We start from the raw sequence: 16,618 nt of genomic DNA, 5'->3' as shown, positions 1-16,618 counted from the left end.
TGACAACCGGTGGTCACCAGCTCTTCTTGCGGTACAGCTCCCACATCTGCATGACGGTCTGCGGGTCGAGGGCGCGCTCGCCGCCGCCGATCTCCTCGTTGGCCGCCACGTACAGCTTGCCCTGCCACAGCGGCAGCAGCCGGACGTCGTCCACCAGGATCTCCTGGGCCCGCTCGAACTGACCGGTCACCGCGCCGCGGTCGCTCTCCCGGCGGGACTGCGGCAGCAGCTGCTCGGTGATCTCGGGGCTCTCGTACGGGGTACCGAGCACGTTCTTGGCGCCCACGAACGGGGCGATGAAGTTGTCCGGGTCCGGGAAGTCGGGGAACCAGCCTCGGCCGAAGACGGGGTAGTCGCCGCTCTGGTAGCCCTCCTGGAACTCCGCCCACGGCTTGCCCTGCAGGGTGATCCGGAACAGCCCGGTCTCCTCCAGCTGCCGCTTGATCTCGGCGAACTCAGGAGCGGTCGAGGATCCGTAGCGGTCGGTGGTGTACCAGAACTTCAGGGAGACCGGGGTGTCGATCCCGGCGTCGTCGAGGATCTCCTCGGCCTTGGCCGCGTCGGGGTCGCCGAAGCGGTCGTAGAACTCGGTGGTGTGCCCGGCGATGCCCTTGGGGACCATGGAGTACAGCGGCTCGGCGGTGCCGCGGTAGACCTTCTGCACCAGCTCGCCCCGGTCGACGGTCTGGGCGATCGCGCGGCGGACGGCCAGCTTCCCGGCGTTCGGGTCGTCCGGGTTGAAGACCAGGTAGCGGATGTCCGCGCCGACGGTCTCCACGAGCTGCAGGTGGTCGTTCTCCGGGCGCTTCTCCTGGAGCTCGACGACCTCCTCGGCGGTCAGACCGCGGTTGATCGCGTCGATCGTCCGGTCCTTGAGCGCCTGCATCATGACGTCCGAGTCCTGGTAGTACCGGATCGTCACCTGGTCGTTCTTGATCTTCGCGAAGCCCTTGTAGTCCGCGAAGCGGGTCATCTCGGCGCTCTCGCTCGCGGTGTACGAGTCCAGCGCGTACGGCCCGGAGCCGGTGAGCTTGCCGTCCTCGCGCAGCGCGTCGGCCGGGTACTCGGACGGCGGGACGATCGACATGGCCGGCGTCGCGAGGATGAAGGGGAAGGTGGCGTCGGCGGAGGTCAGCCGGAAGGTCACCGTGTCCTCGCCGGTGGTGCTGACCGACTCCAGGGAGCCGAGCAGACCGTTGGGGCCGCCCTCGGCGTCGATCGTCCGGATGCGGTCGATCGAGTGCTTGACGGCCGCGGCGTCCAGCTTGTCCCCGTTGGTGAACTTCAGGCCCGGGCGCAGCTTGCACTCGAAGACCGTGTTCGTGGCGTCGGGGAAGCGGCAGGACTCGGCGGCGTCCGGCTTCGGGGTGGTGGAGCCCGTCGGGAAGCTGAGCAGGGTCTGGAAGACGTTGCGGTAGAGCTCCCACGACCCGTCCCAGGCGGCCGCAGGATCGAGCGTGCTCGGCTCACTGGTGGTGCCGACGGTGATCTTCTGCTCTGCGTCGCCGTCGTCACCCGAGATCAGGCCGCATCCTGCCAGCAGGGATATGGACGCTAGGGCTGCAGTCGCCTGCAGACAGGTCCGGTAGAACACGTGCACGCTCCTCGTTCGACCCACGGTCGGCGAACCATACCGCAGCGCCCCGCCGGCACATGGAGAGGTCCCGGCGGGGCACTTGCATCATCCAGGTACAAACCGCCGCAAGGCGGTCCGATGGGCGGCGTCAGTGCACGCCCGCGTTGAGGAAGATACCCCCATCGACGACCAGCGTCTGCCCCGTGATCCAGTCGGATTGCGGGGAGGTGAGGAAAGCGGCCGCCCCACCGATGTCCTCGGGCACCCCGAGCCTCCCGAGCGGGTAGACGGAGGCGGCCTCTGCTTCGCGTCCCTCGTAGAGGGCCTGGGCGAACCGGGTCTTGACCACGGCCGGCGCGATGGCGTTCACCCGGACCCCCGGAGCGAACTCGTGGGCGAGCTGGAGGGTCAGGTTGACCATGGCCGCCTTGCTCATGCCGTAGGCGCCGATGAACGGCGAGGCGGAGACGCCGGCGATGGAGGCGATGTTCACGATCGCACCGCCGTTCTCCTTCTGCCACGCCTTCCACGTCTGCTGGGCGAACCCGAGCGCGGAGATCACATTGGTCTCGTAGACCTTGCGCGCGACGTTCAGGTCCAGCTCGGCCATCGGGCCGAAGACCGGGTTGGTGCCCGCGTTGTTCACGAGGAAGTCGACCCGGCCGAAGGCCTCCATCGCGGCCTCGACCGCCGCCGCCTGGTGGGCCTCGTCGTGGGCCTTGCCCGCCACGCCGACGACCCGGTCCGAACCGAGCCTCTCCACGGCCTCCTTGAGGGCCTCCTCGCCCCGTCCGGTGATGCACACCCGGTCGCCCCGGGCCACCAGCGCTTCGGCGACCCCGTACCCGATTCCCCGGCTCGCCCCCGTGACCAGGGCGACCTTCCCGCTCTCGGCGGTCTGCTGCGTCATGTCCGTCGTCCCTTTCCGTGTCAGTCGAGCGGGCCGCCGGCCACGTACAGCACCTGACCGGAGACGAACCCGGCCTCGTCGCCGGTGAAGAAGGCGATCGCATGCGCGACGTCCTCGGGGTGGCCGACCCGCTGGACCGGGATCTGGGTGGCCGCGGCCGCCTGGAAGTCCTCGAAGCCCATGCCCACCCGGGCGGCGGTCTGCGCGGTCATCTCGGTGGCGATGAAGCCGGGGGCCACCGCGTTCGCCGTGATGCCGAACTTCCCGAGCTCCTTGGCGAGGGTCTTGGTGAAGCCCTGGAGGCCGGCCTTGACGGCGGAGTAGTTGGCCTGGCCGCGGTTGCCCAGGGCCGAGGACGAGGAGAGCGAGACGATACGGCCGAAGCCCGCGTCCACCATGTGCTTCTGGCACGCCTTCGCCATCAGGAACGCCCCCTTGAGGTGGACGTTCACCACGGTGTCCCAGTCCGACTCGCTCATCTTGAAGAGCAGGTTGTCGCGCAGCACACCGGCGTTGTTGACAAGGATCGTGGGCGCACCGAGCTCCTCGGCCACCCGGGCCACCGCCGCCTCGACCCGGGCCGCGTCGGCGACGTCGCAACCGACCGCGAGGGCCCGCCCGCCCGCCGAGGTGATCTTCTCGACGGTGTCCTTGCAGGCCGCCTCGTCGAGGTCGAGGACGGCGACCGCGCGCCCCTCGGCCGCGAGCCTGACCGCGGTGGCGGCGCCAATGCCGCGCGCTCCGCCGGTGACGACGGCCACGCGCTGCTCGGTGGTGGACATGCTGGTTCTCCTCGCCCTTGAGCCCGTCAATGCCTGAGCCGGGTCCCGGTGCGGCCTCGGGGCCACACCCCTGAGCGACCGCTTAGTACCTCGACAGGAGCGACGCTAGAAGCCCCGGCACCCGGTGTCAACGCCGCCGGGGGCCGTCGGAGCCACTCGCACCCGGCCGGAGGGCGCCGCCGCGGCCGGGGGACCGCTCAGCGCACCAGCAGGTCGAGCAGGCGCTCCACCTCCGCCTCCGGGTCGCTCGTCAGACCGGTGTGCACCGGGCCGGGCTGCACCACCGTGGAACGGGGCGCGATCAGCCAGCGGAAGCGCCGACCCGCGTCGTCCCGGGCGGCCTGCCCGGCGTCGTCGCCGCCGCGGCACACACCCTCGACGGCCGCCAGCGCGGCCCGGACCCCCGTCACATCCGCCTCGGGGTCCAGGGCGCGCAGCCGGACGAGGTCCAGATGGGTGCGGGCGGCCACGAAGGACCGAGCCCGGCAGTAGACCACCACACCGGCGTTGAAGCACTCGCCGCGCTCCACCCTCGGGACGACGCGCAGCAGCGCGTACTCGAAGACCTCCCGCTCGCTCACCGCGTGCTCCCTTCCGCCGTGCGCCCCGCCGCGCCGGAGTCCGCCCCCGTGCTCTCGCCCGCCGTGTGGGGCCAGGGGCCCAGGTGGTCGGTCAGCCAGCCCGGGGGCTGCGGCACCCGGGGCCCGCTCGGGGCGCCGAGGGTGATCCGCTCGTGGACCGTCGCCGCCCGGTCGAGCAGCGCCCGCGCGTAGGCCCGGCGCACGGCGTCCGGGTCCTCGAAGCCGGGCTCGCCCAGCAGCCAGGCGTCGGGCACCTCGGCGGTGACCTCGTCCAGCAGCTCCTCGGTGATCCGCGGCGCCAACTCCGCCGCCGCGGAGGCCACATCGGGCGCGTAGCGGGCGAGCGCATGGTCGGAGGCGTCGTAGGGCCGGGCCGCGGAGGCCGCCGCCCCGGGCCAGTTGTGGTGCCAGATCATGGTCGCGCCATGGTCGATCAGCCACAGATCGCCGTGCCAGACCAGCAGGTTGGGGTTGCGCCAGGAGCGGTCGACGTTGTTGACCAGTGCGTCGAACCAGACCACCCGGCCCGCCTCCTCGGGGCTCACCTCGAAGGCGAGCGGATCGAAGCCGAGCGAGCCGGGCAGGTAGTCCATGCCGAGGTTCAGCCCGCCACTCGCCTTCAGCAGCTCCTGCACCTCCTGGTCCGGCTCGGAGAGCCCGATCACGGGGTCCAGCTGGATCGCCACGAGCTCGGGCACGCGCAACCCGAGCCGACGCCCGAGCCGCCCGCACACGACCTCGGCGACCAGGGTCTTGCGCCCCTGCCCCGCGCCGGTGAACTTCATGACATAGGTACCGAGGTCATCGGCCTCGACGATCCCAGGGAGCGATCCGCCCTCACGCAGGGGCGTGACATAGCGGGTCGCCGTCACTTCGGTCAGCATTTCGCCAGGCTATACGGCCCGCTCCCCTGGCAATCCACGGAACGGCCGAGAACCCGCATCCGGGCGAGTCCTGCCCCGTCAGCCCCGGGGAGAATCCGGGGAGTCTCCACCGGGCCGCCGACTGTCCAGCAGCCCGTCGAGCACGGCCCGCCCCTTCGTTCCGGCTTCGGGCATGACGTGTGCGCAGTACCCCAGAGCGACAGCCGGCGAGGAGCACCCGAGCCACCGCGCAACGGTCACCACGGACTCCCCCGCCTCCGGCCTTCCCCAGGGCAGTTCCACTTCTCGCAGCGGAAGGCCGCAAGGTGGCGCTTCAGCTCCCGAGCCACCGAGTCGGGCAGGTCGACGCCGCGCGCCCCGGCCCCCTTCGGCAGGGCGGCGTACTGCTTGCCGCCGACCGTCCGGACCTGTCGGCGGACGTGGAGCACACCCCGCTCGTCATCGATGTCCGCCGGGCCCAGGCCGAACACCTCACCCTGCCTCAGCCCGCACCCCAGACCGAGCACCACGGCAATGCGGTTGCGGGCGGGCCCTCCGGCCCGCCCCCGAGTCCGTCCCGGAAGACGGCCAGTCCTGCGCGGGGGAACGCCGTGCAGGCCCTCGGCGAATGCCACCGGCGTGGGGATCTCGGCGCATGCCCGGGCCGTCTACCGAGCATCTGGCCAAAGGGTCGCGCCGGCAAGGCATTTCCCCCCATCCCGCACCCGCCCTCCTCCGGAAACGGATATCAGCACACGAACCACCCCCTCAACCCAAACAGCAAGACCCCAGATCAGCCACTGAGCGTGCCAGCCCGGCCGCCTTCGCGCGCTTCAGGGCGGTGGCCGAGTCCGGAGCCCCGGCCTCCACAACGGTCAGCCCGTCATGGAGGCAGCGGTAGGCGGTAGAGATCGACAGGCCGCCGCTGTCACGTCGAGTTGGGCCAGCCGTGCACCATCGAGGAACCGCGCAGGATCAGGTGTGCCTACCGGAAACAGCCCAGCGCACGCCGCCCCTTGCGGGCCCCGACCTCGACCCAGAGGCGCTACCTCTGCCCGGAGTTGAATTCGTCGGACGCAGTCGCAGCACGGGGACCGCGATCTCACAGCGAGCGACGACCGCTTGCCGGGAAGGGCTCACTGCCCGCACACCAGCAAACCCCTCCCGGTGTCAGAGTTTTTAAAGGGCTGTGAAGTCGCATGCCGATCACTCCGGAGCGTCACCCTCCGGCCATAGCATGCCCGCCATGATGCATTCCAGATGGATCCTTCAACTGTCTTGTCACAGACCTTTGTTGACGTTTGCTCGATTGACGTCGGCCCTCCTGTCAGTGGCTCTGCTGGCATCCCTGGCAGTGGTCGTCGCACCGGGTCCTGCGGCGGCGGCCGACGGGGGCTGCGCGTCCTTCGGCTCGTCCTTCGCGCCGAAGCAGATTCCGGAGAACGGCAGCAGTCTTCGGGTGGGCTGTGCGCGCGACGCGGGGGACCTGCGCTCGCTTGCCGGCGGCGACAGCGATCTCGTACTGGCATTGGACTTCGACCCAACGCGGCGCCCGGAGCAGATGCGCGGGTTGCTGATGCAGACCGCCAGGGAGACCCAGGCCGACATGGCGCGGGGCCTGTCGCTGAGCCAGGCGCTGGAACTGCGCGCCGAACGCCACAGTGTGGACTACTACAGCGAGCCGAATGACGTCGACTTCGACGGGTCCGTACGGGTGGTGGGCACGAGCCTGGTAATCGTGGTTCCCGCCAGTGATGTCGGTACCGCCGGCTTCTGGGACGGCCTCTGGAGGAAGCTGGTGGTGGGTGCGGCCGTTATGGGGGTCACTGCGCTGTCAGCGTCTCTGTGCCTGCTCGCGTTCAACGTCGGGGCTCCGGCGGCGGCCCCGGTCTGCGGGGCCGTGTCCGGCGCGCTCGCAGGTGCCACCGGTGAACTACTCAGTGCCACGTTGGATGGTCATCCCATCGACGGGACAATAGTGGGGAATACCATCGGCACCGCGTTCTTCGGCGCCGTGGGTGGAGCTCTGCTGGGCGAGCTGCTGAGCTACGTCAACCTCGAGGCCCGCCCGCTGATCGAGAGCGTGCAGGAGAAGCTGGGGGAGTACGCAGCGGTGTTCACCCGATGGCGGACCCCCTTGACCGCCCTGCAGAATCTGTTCAACCCCGATGTGGCCCAGCTCATCATCGACACCGTCCGCCGGCTCTCCCACGGCATCGGCACCGCGCAGGCGAAGGTGCTGCCGCTCGGGGACTCGATCACGCACGGAGTCGGCACCCCCGGGCAGTCCAGCTACCGCGCCCAGCTCTTCACCGCACTCCAGGACGACACCTCGTCGTTGGACTTCGTCGGCTCGCAGGACTCGGGGCAGTTGGCGGATACCGACCACGAAGGGCATCCCGGCTGGAGAATCGGTCAGATCGACGAGATCGCCGACTGCACCGTCGCGCGCTACCGCCCGAATGTCGTCACCCTGCACATCGGCACCAACGACATGCGCGACGCAGCCACGGCTGCTGTGGCCCCGGCCCGGCTCCGCGCGCTCCTCGAGCGGCTGCGCAAGCGGGATCCGGACATGGCCGTCCTGGTTGCCACCCTCGTCCCGTCCACGTCGGGTTCAGTCAACGCCCGGGTCCGCGTGTACAACGCGCAGCTTCCGCGCATCGTCGCCGAGCAGCGGGCAAGAGGCCAGTTCATCCGGCTCGTGGACATGGGTGCGGTTACCACCGCCGACATGAGTGACTCGCTGCACCCCAACGCGGCCGGATACACCAAGATGGCCGCAGCGTTCCACCGCGCTGTGCGGCACGTCCTGTACTCGGCAAAGCTCGCCGCCCCTGTGGCCGGGGATCCGGCCGCCTGCGGCGGCACGGGCACTCCCGGCACGGGATCTCCCGGCACGGGCACTCCGGGCACGGGCACTCCCCCCGAGGACGGCTGGGACTGGCAGGGCACCATCACGCGCCCTGTGGGCGCGACCCGGGACGAGGTTCGTTTCGCCGACCTCGACGGCGACGGCCGCGACGACTACCTCGTCGTCGATGGCCAGGGTGCCGCCAAGGCCTGGCTGAACGTTTCCGTGGGTGGTTGGAAGTACGCGGGAGTGGTCTCCTCAGGTGTGGGCGCGACCCGGGACGAGGTTCGTTTCGCCGACCTCGACGGCGACGGCCGCGACGACTACCTCGTCGTCAGCTCCGGCGGCAGGGTCAAGGGGTGGCTCAACCAGTACAACGGTGTCGCGGGCTGGGCCTACCAGGGCGAGGTCGCCACCGGCGTCGGGGCCACCCGCGACCAGATCCGTTTCGCAGACGCCGACGGTGACGGCCGCGACGACTATATGGTCGTTGAAGGCCTCGGGCAGACGAAGGTCTGGCTCAACCGGTTCGGTCCCGGCGGTGGCGGCTGGAAATACCAGGGCGTCTTCGCCTCGGGCGTGGGTGCCGCGAGAAACTCGATCGAGTACGCCGACATCGACGGTGACGGCCGCGACGACTACCTCGTCGTCCGCGCCGACGGCGTGGTGAGCTGCTGGCTGAACGACCGCTGGCAGTAGCCGGACAACGGGGACCGGCAGGGCTTCGTATGGTCCGGTGCCACCGCTGAAGGACAGTTCGCCCGGGGCGCCGGATCGACCGGCGCCCCGTGGTCTTCGCCGACATGAATGGTGACGGCAGGGATGGCCACATGGCCATCGGCGTCGAAGGGCGCATCAGGGCCTGGGCGAGCACCCGTGAGTGGTCCACCTGGTCCGCCCAGGGCAGGTCGCCGGGGTTGGTGCCACCAGGGAGCAGGCCGAACTCGCCGACGTCCACGGCGACGGCCGCGGCGGCTACTACTGGGTGGCTGACGGCGGGGCCGTGCCCGTGTGGCTGTGCAACGGGATCGTGCGCAAGGTCGGCTCGTCCCGAAGGTGAGCGCATCCGGCGGTCCCGCTTCTGTGCGGCACCGCCGGGCTCGCTACGCCAGGGAGCGATTCGGCCCCCCATCTTCCCGAGAGTTCAGGCGGGCGGACGTCCGGGTGCCGCCGCGGGGCTCTGGTATCGACCCCGTGGCGGACCGCGTTCGCCGGTGACGCACGCCCTCAGCGGGCGGTGGAGAGCACTGGATCCAGGTCGCTCTCGCGCAGGGCCTGCTGGACGGTGTCGCCCATCGGGGGGGTCGACGACGGTGTTTGGGAATCGGCTCTCGGCGAACGCGATGTCGGCGATTGGCACCCAGGGCCGGATACACGCCGCGGTCTTCATCGAGAGCTTCACCGCGGAGGTGATGTGCCGGTTCCCGGACCGGCTCGCCGGCCACAAGGTCCATCTCGTGGTCGGCGGGCACTCCGTCCACCGGTCCAGGAAGGTCCGCGAGTGGCTGGCTCGCCGCCCGCCCGACGACGTCGATTCGCACTTCCTGGCGCCCCTACTCGCCGGAGCTTGGTGCCGAGGAGTCGGTCAACCGAGAGCTGCCGCTTCCTGCGCCGACGCCGACGTCAGCCGCACATCGTCCGCGGCTACTGCGGCGGCCCGCACGTCCGCTACATCCTGGACCGGAACCCCATGAGTTTCTGATCCATATGAGTAGGGGTACTCAGGTCCGCGAGGCGGTGCCCGGACGACCATGGAGTCGTGGCCGCGAGCGTGGCCGACCAGTTGACTCCCTAGGGGTTGTCTCATGTCCAGGCGCATCATCGTCTCTTCCCTCGCCGGTGCCACGGTTCTCGGAGCGGCGGGCGCATACGCCTTCGCGGCCCAGGCGTCCGAGTCCGGTCCGGCACTGCGGGACGCCACCGCGAACTATGCGGCCCCGGCAGAGGGCCGGGACGGGTCGCTCACCTTCACGGCCCGGGTGTCGGATGACTCCGGTGTCCGCGATGTCAAGGTGCTCGCATGGCCCGACAGCATGCAGCAGGCCCCGACAAAGCAGGAGATGGCCGCCGTCGAGTCCGCCGCCTGCACTCCGTCCGGAGGCGGGGCTGCCATGTGCCGCTACACCGTCCCCGTCACCGGCAGCGATGTGGCCGAGTCACCCGGGGGTGTCTGGAACGTCGCGGTCCTGGTCACCTCGAAGGACGGCGGCAACACGTTCGTGCCCCGGGCGGCAGCCTTCACCACCGGACTCTGAGCCGTTCGGGTGCCCCGATGCGCGCCGGACGGCGTCCTGTTCGTGACCGGCACGGGTGCAGAGGCGTGCCCGGAGTTGCGCGGGACGCCGGGGCGAATGCCCGGAGACCGGGTCCTTGCCCGCTCCGGGCGCGGCAGGCGGTCTCGCCGCCGCGATCACGGCACCCTTGAACCCAGAGGTCGCCTCCGTTGCGGCGCCGGGACGCCCCCCGAGAGCCCGGGGACCGGTGATCGTACGGGGGCATCGTCGAGTCCCGGCGCGGTCGGCCCATGGCCGGTCACACCGTGGCCAGGGCCTCGGTGGGGGTGAGGCGGGAGGCCCTGATGGAGGGGTAGACCCCAGCCGCCATGCCCACCACGATCGCGCCCCCGATGCCGGCGGCCATGGAGAACCAGGGGATGACCGGCGGCCAGCCCTGGTAGGTGGTGTAGCCGAGCGTGGCCAGGACGCCGATCAGCGTGCCGCTCAGGCCGCCGAGGCCGGACAGGGCGACGGATTCGGTGAGGAACTGCGCGCGGATCTGGCCGCGGTTCGCTCCCAGCGCCCGGCGCAGCCCGATCTCGCGCCTGCGTTCGAGTACGGAGATGACCATGGTGTTGGCAACCCCGATGCCGCCGACCAGCAGGGCGACCGCGGCCAGGCCCAGGAAGAGCGCCGAGAACGTGGTCTGAGTGGCGCGTTTGGCGGCCAGGGCATCCGAGGGGCGGCTGATCTGGACCATGCCGGGCAGCTCCGGGTGGACGGTGGCGGCGAGAACCGACCGGACGGCTTCCAGGGCGGGCTCTCGCGCCTTGACGTAGATGACGGTGGGGTGCCCGTCGAAGCGCAGCTCTGTTCGGGCAGCGTCCCACGAGACCAGCACGGAGCGGTCGATGTCGGGGGAGAGCGGGGTGGCGGCGAGGATGCCGATGACGGTGAACCAGCGGTCGTTGACGAAGATCTGCGGCGCCGGGCCGCCCGGTGGCAGGTCCGGGACGCCGAGCCGGGTCGCGGCGACCGAGCCGAGGACAGCGGTGGGGAACGATCGGGTCGCCGGGCCGAGGAAGACTCCGGCCCGGACCTCCGCGTTGATGACGGGCAGCAGGTCGTCCTTGGTGGCCAGGACGCTGAGTCCGGCGTAGTCGGCCGCATCGACGTGGTCGGAGCGGTGGACCACCGCATGGGTGTTGGCGACAGCACTGACCGCGGTGACCGGGCCGATGCGGCCGGCCATGGCGACCGACTCCTGCGGCAGCAGGACCGGTGGCTTCTGGTCCGGTACGGGTCTGACTTCGAGCATGTTGGTGCCCAGCGCCGTCAGCCGTGCGAGCAGGGCCTTCTGGCTGGACGCCGGGACGGCGGTCACCACGATCATGGTGGCGATGCCGAGGGAGATGCCGAGGGCGGACAGGGCCGCCCGGATCCTGCGGGTACGGATGCCCAGCATCCCCAGGGCCAGGATGTCGAGCGGCGACAGGCGCACGGGCCTGGTGTCCGGCGCTGTGCTGCGGTGGGTCATGTGGGGTCCGCTCCGCGGGTGTCGGAGACCAGCCTGCCGTCGAGGATCTCGATGCGCCGGGGCAACGTCCTGGCGATATCGCGGTCGTGTGTGATGACGGCGATGGTGGTCCCTTCGTCATTGAGTTCGGTGAGCAGGTCGAGCACGGCCCGGCCGTTGACGGTGTCGAGTGCGCCGGTGGGCTCGTCGGCGAGGACCAGGGCAGGACGGTGGACCAGCGCGCGGGCGATGGCGACCCTTTGGCGCTCGCCGCCGGAGAGCTGGTGCGGCAGGTGGCCGCTTCGGCGGGCCAGTCCGACGCGTTGCAGTGCCTCCAGGGCCAGAGGGCGTCGGCGGGCGCGGGGCACCCCCGCGTAGAGCAGGCCGGTGGCCACGTTCTCGGCGGCGGTAAGCCCCTCGGTGAGGTGGAACTGCTGGAACACGAAGCCCAGCCAGCGTCCGCGCAGGGCCGACAGACGGCGGTCGGAGAGAGCGGCGACGTCCTGGCCGCCGCAGTACACGGTGCCGCTGGTGGGCCGGTCCAGGGTGCCCATGACATTGAGCAGGGTGGACTTGCCGGATCCGGAGGGGCCGACGATGGCCAGCAGTTCCCCCGGACGGATGGTCACGGAGACCTCGTCCAGGGCCTTGACCCCGCCGCTGTAGACCATGCTCGCGCGCTCGACGGCGAGCACACGGGTATCGGGGCCGCCCGTCATGAGGTCGTCACCACCCTCAGGCCTGCGCTGAGCCCGCTGCCGCTGACCTCCACCAGGCCCTTGGCGAACATCCCGGTGGTGACCTTGATCAGTCGGCCGTCGGGTTCTTGGACGGCATAGCCGCCCTCGCTGAGCGCGACGAGAGCACCCACGGGCACAGCGAGCACCCCCTGCTTGGTCTGGCCCGTGAACTGCACCTGCACGGGTGCGGCGTCGATGCGGTCGAGCTTGCGCGCGTCGTCCACCTGGACGGTCACCGTGCGCTTCGGCGCGGCGTCGACGCCCTCCGCCGAGTCGGCGCTCTGAATGACGGTGCTGACGGCGCTGATCCTGCCGGTCGCCGTGGCGCCGTCCGGCAGGCTCACGGTGACCGCTTGGCCCTTCTGGAAGGACGCGGAGTCCTGTGCGGTCACGGGGACGGTCACCACCTTCTCGGTGCCGGTGAGCGACAGCAGTTCACCCGCCGCGTCGTCCCCAGGCTGCGCCTTGACGTCGCCGACGCGTACGGGCCCGGTCGTCACGATCACGTCACCGGCGTCGAGTACACCGGTGGGGGCCATGCCGGCACTCTGCTGCCAGCGTTTGAGGGCCGCGATCAGCGAGGGCGTCAGCACCGCGTCACCCTTGCGGACCGGGGTCGGGTCCTGGGACGCGGCAGGCGGCGCCGGATCCTTCTGTCCGCTTCCGGCGTGGCCCCCCTTGGGGTCTGCCGGGCCGGTCGGGGCCGCGGGCGAGGGAGTCCCCGCGGTCGTGGGCGCGCCGGGCGGCAGGGTGATCAGAGTGCCGACGGCGGGCTGGGGGCCGATGTCGTAGCCGAGGGCCTGGAGGTTGTCGGCGAGCACACGCACGTCGCGGCCGACGATGCCTGCGGCGTCCAGCCGTCTGAAGAGCGGGGTGGCCCCGTAGAAGACCATGGCCGGGCGGTCGTTGACGCGGTAGAGCTGCTGTCCGCGCCCGATCAAGGCACCAGCCGCCGGCAGCAGGGTGACCCGCCCGTCGGCAGGGCCCTTCAGCGTCCACGACCTGCCGTAGTTCAGGGTGCCGCTCTTGGTCACGGCGGTGGAGAGGTCTGTCCGCGTCACGGTCACGGTGCGCACATCGGCCGGGTCGCTCGCCTCCGCGCGGGTCACGTCCCCGGGGGAGGCGAAGAGGACCCCTACGCCTCCCCCGGCCAGGGCCGTCACGACTGCCGCCGCCACGGCTACGCGACGCCGACGGCTACTTCTTCCCGGCACCGAACGCCTCCGTTCGGCACTCGTTCTCGATCTGGATCGCATCGGGCGGGATCGGGCCGTCCGGGACGTCGTATCCCTCCTCGTCGGGTAGCGGAATCACCTTGTAGTTGCGCCGGTGCATACAGGCGATCCACTCGCGCCAGTCGTCCGCGAACCGGGGATTGCGGTTCCTGTCCAGCTCCGGCGGACCGAGCGGCACCTTGGACTCGCACTGTGCGCGGGCCGCGGGAAGCGCGGGATCGTCGTGCACGGGTACCCGCTGCCCGTCCTTGACGACGTCCTGGAAGTTGTGGAACCCATGCTGTTCCAGACATGACGCCCAGGCGTTGTACAGACGGGCCACCTCCTCCTTGGAGGAGTCCAGACGCAACTGGGGGCGCTGAGAGTCGAGCGAAGCGCCGGCGGAGGCGCCGGAACCCCCGGCGCTGGTCGTGGCCTTCGGAGCCGGTTCGCTGATCGAGGCGACACCCGCTTCCTCGCTCTTGCCCTCGCCACTGCTACATGCCGTGGGCAGGAGGAATGCCGCGGTGCCCAGGGCGGTGGCGGCCAGCCGGCGGTGACGCGTGAACGCAAAGGGGTGCGCTGGGGGAGTGTGGTTCGGCATGGCGACCACCCTGAACGAAGGATATGAAGTTCTTGTCAGGCCGATATCAGAGTCCTGTTCGGCGTGCTCGGGACGTGGCTAGGCTCCCCGCATGTGCGCATATGTCCTGGTGGCCGAGGACGACATCAAACAGGCCGCGATCATCGGCCGCTACCTCGAACACGAGGGACACGTCCCGCGGCTGGTCCACGACGGGTCGGCGGCCCTCGAAGAGGTCCGCCGACAACCTCCGGACCTGCTGGTGCTCGACGTGATGATGCCCGTAGTCGACGGCCTCGACGTATGCCGGATCCTGCGCCGGGAGTCGGAGCTGCCCGTCCTCATGCTGACCGCCCGCTCCACAGAGGAGGACCTGCTGCGGGGGCTCGACCTGGGTGCCGACGAGTACATGACCAAGCCCTACAGCCCGCGCGAACTGATGGCCCGGATACGCAGTCTCCTCAGGCGGGCGCAACGCTCCTGCCCCGCCAAGGAGCCGCAGGTCCTGCGCGCGGGCCGCCTCACCGTGGACCCGCTGCGCCGCACCGTGCTCGTGGACGGACGGCCCGTGGACTGCACGGCCTGCGAGTTCGAGATCCTCGCCGTGATGGCCGCCGAGCCGCAACGGGTCTTCACCCGCAAACAGCTGCTCGGGGTCACTCGCGGGACCCACCACTACATCACCGAGCGCACCGTCGACGTCCACGTGCTGAACCTGCGCAGGAAGATCGAACCGGATCCGCGGCGCCCAGTGCACCTGCTGACGGTGTACGGCGTCGGCTACAAGCTCGCCGACGACGGTGGCGAGGACCTCCGTGCGCGCTGACTCGACCCAGGCCCGACTTCCACTGCACCGGAGCCTGACGTTCCGACTGCTCGCAGCCGCCCTGCTCATCGCCGTCTGCTCGGTCACGGCCACCGCCTGGCTGGCTGTACGCACCACAGCCGTCGCCATCCGGCAACAACAGGGGCAGGTACTCGCCGACGACACGGCGGTCTACCGCACCCTCATGACGTACGCGGCCACCCATCCGGGCTGGGAGGGCGTCGACCAGACCGTACGGGACCTCTCCGACCGCACCGGGCGGCGCATCACGCTCACCACGCAGGACCGCCAGCGCCGCTCCCTCGCGGACTCCACGCCGCATGCCGAGTCGCTCCCCCACCAGGCGTTCGCGGTCATCGACCCGCTGTGGGTGGATCCCGCACTCGAACCCTCCTCCGGAGCCGACCGCATCGATCCACAGGCCGTGGGCCCCTACCGGCTGTCCGAAGCCGACCAGAGCCGACTGGTCAGCGCCGCGGGGAAAGCCGCCGAATGCCTCACCCGATTCGGCTGGGACCACCGCTCCTCCAGCACCCCCGCGGGCCGCCCCCGTGTCGAGGTCACCGGACCGTCGGAACAACTCGCGAAGAAACTCAGGAGCGAATACGGAGACCAGGCCGTATCCGCCACCTATGCCGGTGAGTCCTGCGCGCTGGCGGACCTCGATGCGCCCACCGCCAGCGAACGCACCGCACTTGCCGGTCTGAACACGCTGGTCGCCGCCTGTCTGCAACGTCTGCACCTGCCACCCGTGGAGATCGGCCTCGACTTCCGGTCGCCCCGACGCGAGGGCGACGCAGACGCCGCAACGCGCAACTGCGTGGACACGAGCCGACGGGAGCAGCTCGCCTCCTCGGTGGCTCCAGCGGCGCTGCTGTACGTCAGCGCCGAGTCCGAGGCCGCGATACCCGGCTTCGACCTGTCCCCCGCGAACACCGGTCGCATCGCCGCCGTGACCGCCCTGGTCCTCCTGGTCACCGTCGGGGTCACCACCACGGTGGGGCTGCGCCTCGTGCACCCGCTGCGGGCACTCACCCGTGCCGCCCGCCACCCCGCACGGCCCGACATCCGGGTCCCCGTCACCACCCGGGACGAGATCGGCCTCCTCACCGCAGCCTTCAACGACCTCTCCGAGCACCGCGCGCGGGCCGAGGAGCAACGCAAAGTCATGGTCAGCGACATCGCGCACGAACTGCGCACCCCACTCAGCACCATCCGCGGCACGCTCGAAGCGGCCCAGGACGGCGTCATCCCCGCCGACGAGCAGCTGAACGCCTCCCTTCTGGAGGAGACCCTGCTGCTCCAGCACATCATCGACGACCTCCAGGACCTCGCCGCCGCCGACGCGGGCACCATGCGCCTGCATCCCGAACCGCTCCACGCGGAAGACCTCCTGCACCAGGTGGTCGCCGGGCACCGAGCCCATGCCGAAGCAGCCGGAATCGTCCTCGCCGTACACGTCGAAGGCGACACGAAGGTGTCAGCGGACCCGCTGCGGCTGCGCCAGGCGGTAGGCAACCTCGTCTCCAACGCCGTACGCCACACCTCACGGGGGGACCGGATCACACTGCGAGCCCGGCGCGGTGAACACGGCCTGCTGATCGAGGTATCCGACACCGGTGCCGGGATCAGCCCGGCCGACCTGCCCCACGTCTTCGAGCGGTTCTGGCGAGCCGAGAAGTCCCGCAGCCGGCAGACCGGCGGCAGCGGACTGGGATTGGCCATCGTCCGCAAGCTCGTGGAAGCCCACGGCGGCACCGTGTCAGCAGCCAGCGCCCCCGGCCGCGGCACCGTCTTCACCCTCCGCCTGCCGACATGACCGGGCCCAGTGCCCCGCTGAAGCGCAGCCGGCGTGCCCGTCACCGCCGTCCGCTACCAGCGGCGCCCTCATTCACGTCCGCTCCCGCCGAAGCGGCCGGCCTCGACGCCTCTGCCGCGTGCGAGGTGCCGGCCCACC

The 16,618-nt window shown here is 70.7% G+C and carries 15 protein-coding genes and 1 pseudogene; 5 read left to right on the top strand and 11 right to left on the bottom strand.

Going from position 1 to position 16,618, the window contains the following annotated elements; translation table 11 throughout:
* Positions 1-13: 13 nt before the first annotated feature.
* The 7 genes and pseudogenes from ACGF15_RS14650 to ACGF15_RS14620 all read right to left on the bottom strand — a co-directional run.
* On the bottom strand, positions 14-1,594 hold the full coding sequence (locus tag ACGF15_RS14650; protein ID WP_345614959.1) for an ABC transporter substrate-binding protein: 1,581 nt from the start codon (positions 1,592-1,594) through the stop codon (positions 14-16).
* A gap of 130 nt (positions 1,595-1,724) precedes the next feature.
* A complete protein-coding gene (locus ACGF15_RS14645; RefSeq protein WP_345614960.1) occupies positions 1,725-2,486 on the bottom strand; it encodes an SDR family oxidoreductase in 762 nt (253 codons plus the stop codon).
* Positions 2,487-2,506: 20 nt separating this feature from the next.
* Positions 2,507-3,268 (bottom strand): 3-oxoacyl-ACP reductase FabG, encoded by a 762-nt coding sequence (fabG, locus tag ACGF15_RS14640; protein WP_345614961.1) that lies wholly within the window; start codon positions 3,266-3,268, stop codon positions 2,507-2,509.
* Positions 3,269-3,465: 197 nt separating this feature from the next.
* Complete coding sequence (locus ACGF15_RS14635; protein WP_392799046.1) at positions 3,466-3,849, bottom strand: DUF3037 domain-containing protein; 384 nt, start codon at positions 3,847-3,849, stop codon at positions 3,466-3,468.
* Positions 3,846-4,733: a HipA family kinase gene (locus ACGF15_RS14630; protein ID WP_392799043.1), complete on the bottom strand. Its 888-nt coding sequence runs from the start codon at positions 4,731-4,733 to the stop codon at positions 3,846-3,848. Before ACGF15_RS14630 ends, ACGF15_RS14635 begins: the two co-directional genes overlap by 4 nt.
* A 236-nt stretch (positions 4,734-4,969) precedes the next feature.
* Entirely contained in the window at positions 4,970-5,242 is a 273-nt protein-coding gene (locus tag ACGF15_RS14625; protein WP_392799040.1) for a hypothetical protein, read from the bottom strand.
* 283 nt (positions 5,243-5,525) lie between these two features.
* Positions 5,526-5,733, bottom strand: a pseudogene (locus tag ACGF15_RS14620) (IS5/IS1182 family transposase); the annotation flags it as partial.
* 309 nt (positions 5,734-6,042) lie between these two features.
* On the opposite strand from ACGF15_RS14620, the gene ACGF15_RS14615 reads away from it, so the two are divergent.
* The 3 genes from ACGF15_RS14615 to ACGF15_RS14605 all read left to right on the top strand — a co-directional run bounded on the left by ACGF15_RS14615 (position 6,043) and on the right by ACGF15_RS14605 (position 9,821).
* Positions 6,043-8,265 (top strand): GDSL-type esterase/lipase family protein, encoded by a 2,223-nt coding sequence (locus ACGF15_RS14615; protein WP_392799038.1) that lies wholly within the window; start codon positions 6,043-6,045, stop codon positions 8,263-8,265.
* A gap of 181 nt (positions 8,266-8,446) precedes the next feature.
* Entirely contained in the window at positions 8,447-8,626 is a 180-nt protein-coding gene (locus tag ACGF15_RS14610; protein WP_392799035.1) for a hypothetical protein, read from the top strand.
* A gap of 745 nt (positions 8,627-9,371) precedes the next feature.
* Complete coding sequence (locus ACGF15_RS14605; protein WP_392799032.1) at positions 9,372-9,821, top strand: DUF5707 domain-containing protein; 450 nt, start codon at positions 9,372-9,374, stop codon at positions 9,819-9,821.
* Positions 9,822-10,098: 277 nt separating this feature from the next.
* On the opposite strand, the gene ACGF15_RS14600 is transcribed toward ACGF15_RS14605, so the two are convergent.
* The 4 genes from ACGF15_RS14600 to ACGF15_RS14585 are packed head-to-tail and all read right to left on the bottom strand — an operon-like array spanning position 10,099 to position 13,856.
* The gene (locus tag ACGF15_RS14600) at positions 10,099-11,319 is read right to left on the bottom strand and encodes an ABC transporter permease (RefSeq protein ID WP_392799029.1); all 1,221 of its coding nucleotides are present in this window, start codon (positions 11,317-11,319) and stop codon (positions 10,099-10,101) included.
* Complete coding sequence (locus tag ACGF15_RS14595) at positions 11,316-12,017, bottom strand: ABC transporter ATP-binding protein (protein ID WP_345614971.1); 702 nt, start codon at positions 12,015-12,017, stop codon at positions 11,316-11,318. The genes ACGF15_RS14600 and ACGF15_RS14595 overlap by 4 nt, the downstream gene beginning before the upstream one ends.
* On the bottom strand, positions 12,014-13,216 hold the full coding sequence (locus ACGF15_RS14590; protein ID WP_392799026.1) for a hypothetical protein: 1,203 nt from the start codon (positions 13,214-13,216) through the stop codon (positions 12,014-12,016). The genes ACGF15_RS14595 and ACGF15_RS14590 overlap by 4 nt, the downstream gene beginning before the upstream one ends.
* Before the next feature lie 19 nt (positions 13,217-13,235).
* The gene (locus tag ACGF15_RS14585; RefSeq protein WP_362610121.1) at positions 13,236-13,856 is read right to left on the bottom strand and encodes a hypothetical protein; all 621 of its coding nucleotides are present in this window, start codon (positions 13,854-13,856) and stop codon (positions 13,236-13,238) included.
* Positions 13,857-13,947: 91 nt separating this feature from the next.
* Between ACGF15_RS14585 and ACGF15_RS14580 the strand changes: the two genes are divergently transcribed.
* Both ACGF15_RS14580 and ACGF15_RS14575 read left to right on the top strand, forming a co-directional pair.
* Positions 13,948-14,661 (top strand): response regulator transcription factor, encoded by a 714-nt coding sequence (locus ACGF15_RS14580; RefSeq protein ID WP_345614974.1) that lies wholly within the window; start codon positions 13,948-13,950, stop codon positions 14,659-14,661.
* Entirely contained in the window at positions 14,651-16,480 is a 1,830-nt protein-coding gene (locus ACGF15_RS14575) for a sensor histidine kinase (RefSeq protein ID WP_392799022.1), read from the top strand. The genes ACGF15_RS14580 and ACGF15_RS14575 overlap by 11 nt, the downstream gene beginning before the upstream one ends.
* Positions 16,481-16,618 lie beyond the last annotated feature (138 nt).

It is taken from the genome of Streptomyces sp. NPDC048001 (genome assembly GCF_043203115.1).
In the GTDB taxonomy this organism is placed as follows: Bacteria; Actinomycetota; Actinomycetes; order Streptomycetales; family Streptomycetaceae; genus Streptomyces; species Streptomyces sanyensis.
Note: the sequence above shows the minus strand (reverse complement) of the source record. Positions and strands in the feature narration are given on the sequence as shown.

What these genes read in the sequence shown, in the direction of transcription:
- ACGF15_RS14645 (WP_345614960.1), bottom strand. Translation starts at nt 2,486, where the DNA reads ATGACGCAGCAGACCGCCGAGAGCGGGAAGGTCGCCCTGGTCACGGGG.
- fabG (WP_345614961.1), bottom strand. Translation starts at nt 3,268, where the DNA reads ATGTCCACCACCGAGCAGCGCGTGGCCGTCGTCACCGGCGGAGCGCGC.
- ACGF15_RS14630 (WP_392799043.1), bottom strand. Translation starts at nt 4,733, where the DNA reads ATGCTGACCGAAGTGACGGCGACCCGCTATGTCACGCCCCTGCGTGAG.
- ACGF15_RS14605 (WP_392799032.1), top strand. Translation starts at nt 9,372, where the DNA reads ATGTCCAGGCGCATCATCGTCTCTTCCCTCGCCGGTGCCACGGTTCTC.
- ACGF15_RS14600 (WP_392799029.1), bottom strand. Translation starts at nt 11,319, where the DNA reads ATGACCCACCGCAGCACAGCGCCGGACACCAGGCCCGTGCGCCTGTCG.
- ACGF15_RS14595 (WP_345614971.1), bottom strand. Translation starts at nt 12,017, where the DNA reads ATGACGGGCGGCCCCGATACCCGTGTGCTCGCCGTCGAGCGCGCGAGC.
- ACGF15_RS14585 (WP_362610121.1), bottom strand. Translation starts at nt 13,856, where the DNA reads ATGCCGAACCACACTCCCCCAGCGCACCCCTTTGCGTTCACGCGTCAC.
- ACGF15_RS14580 (WP_345614974.1), top strand. Translation starts at nt 13,948, where the DNA reads ATGTGCGCATATGTCCTGGTGGCCGAGGACGACATCAAACAGGCCGCG.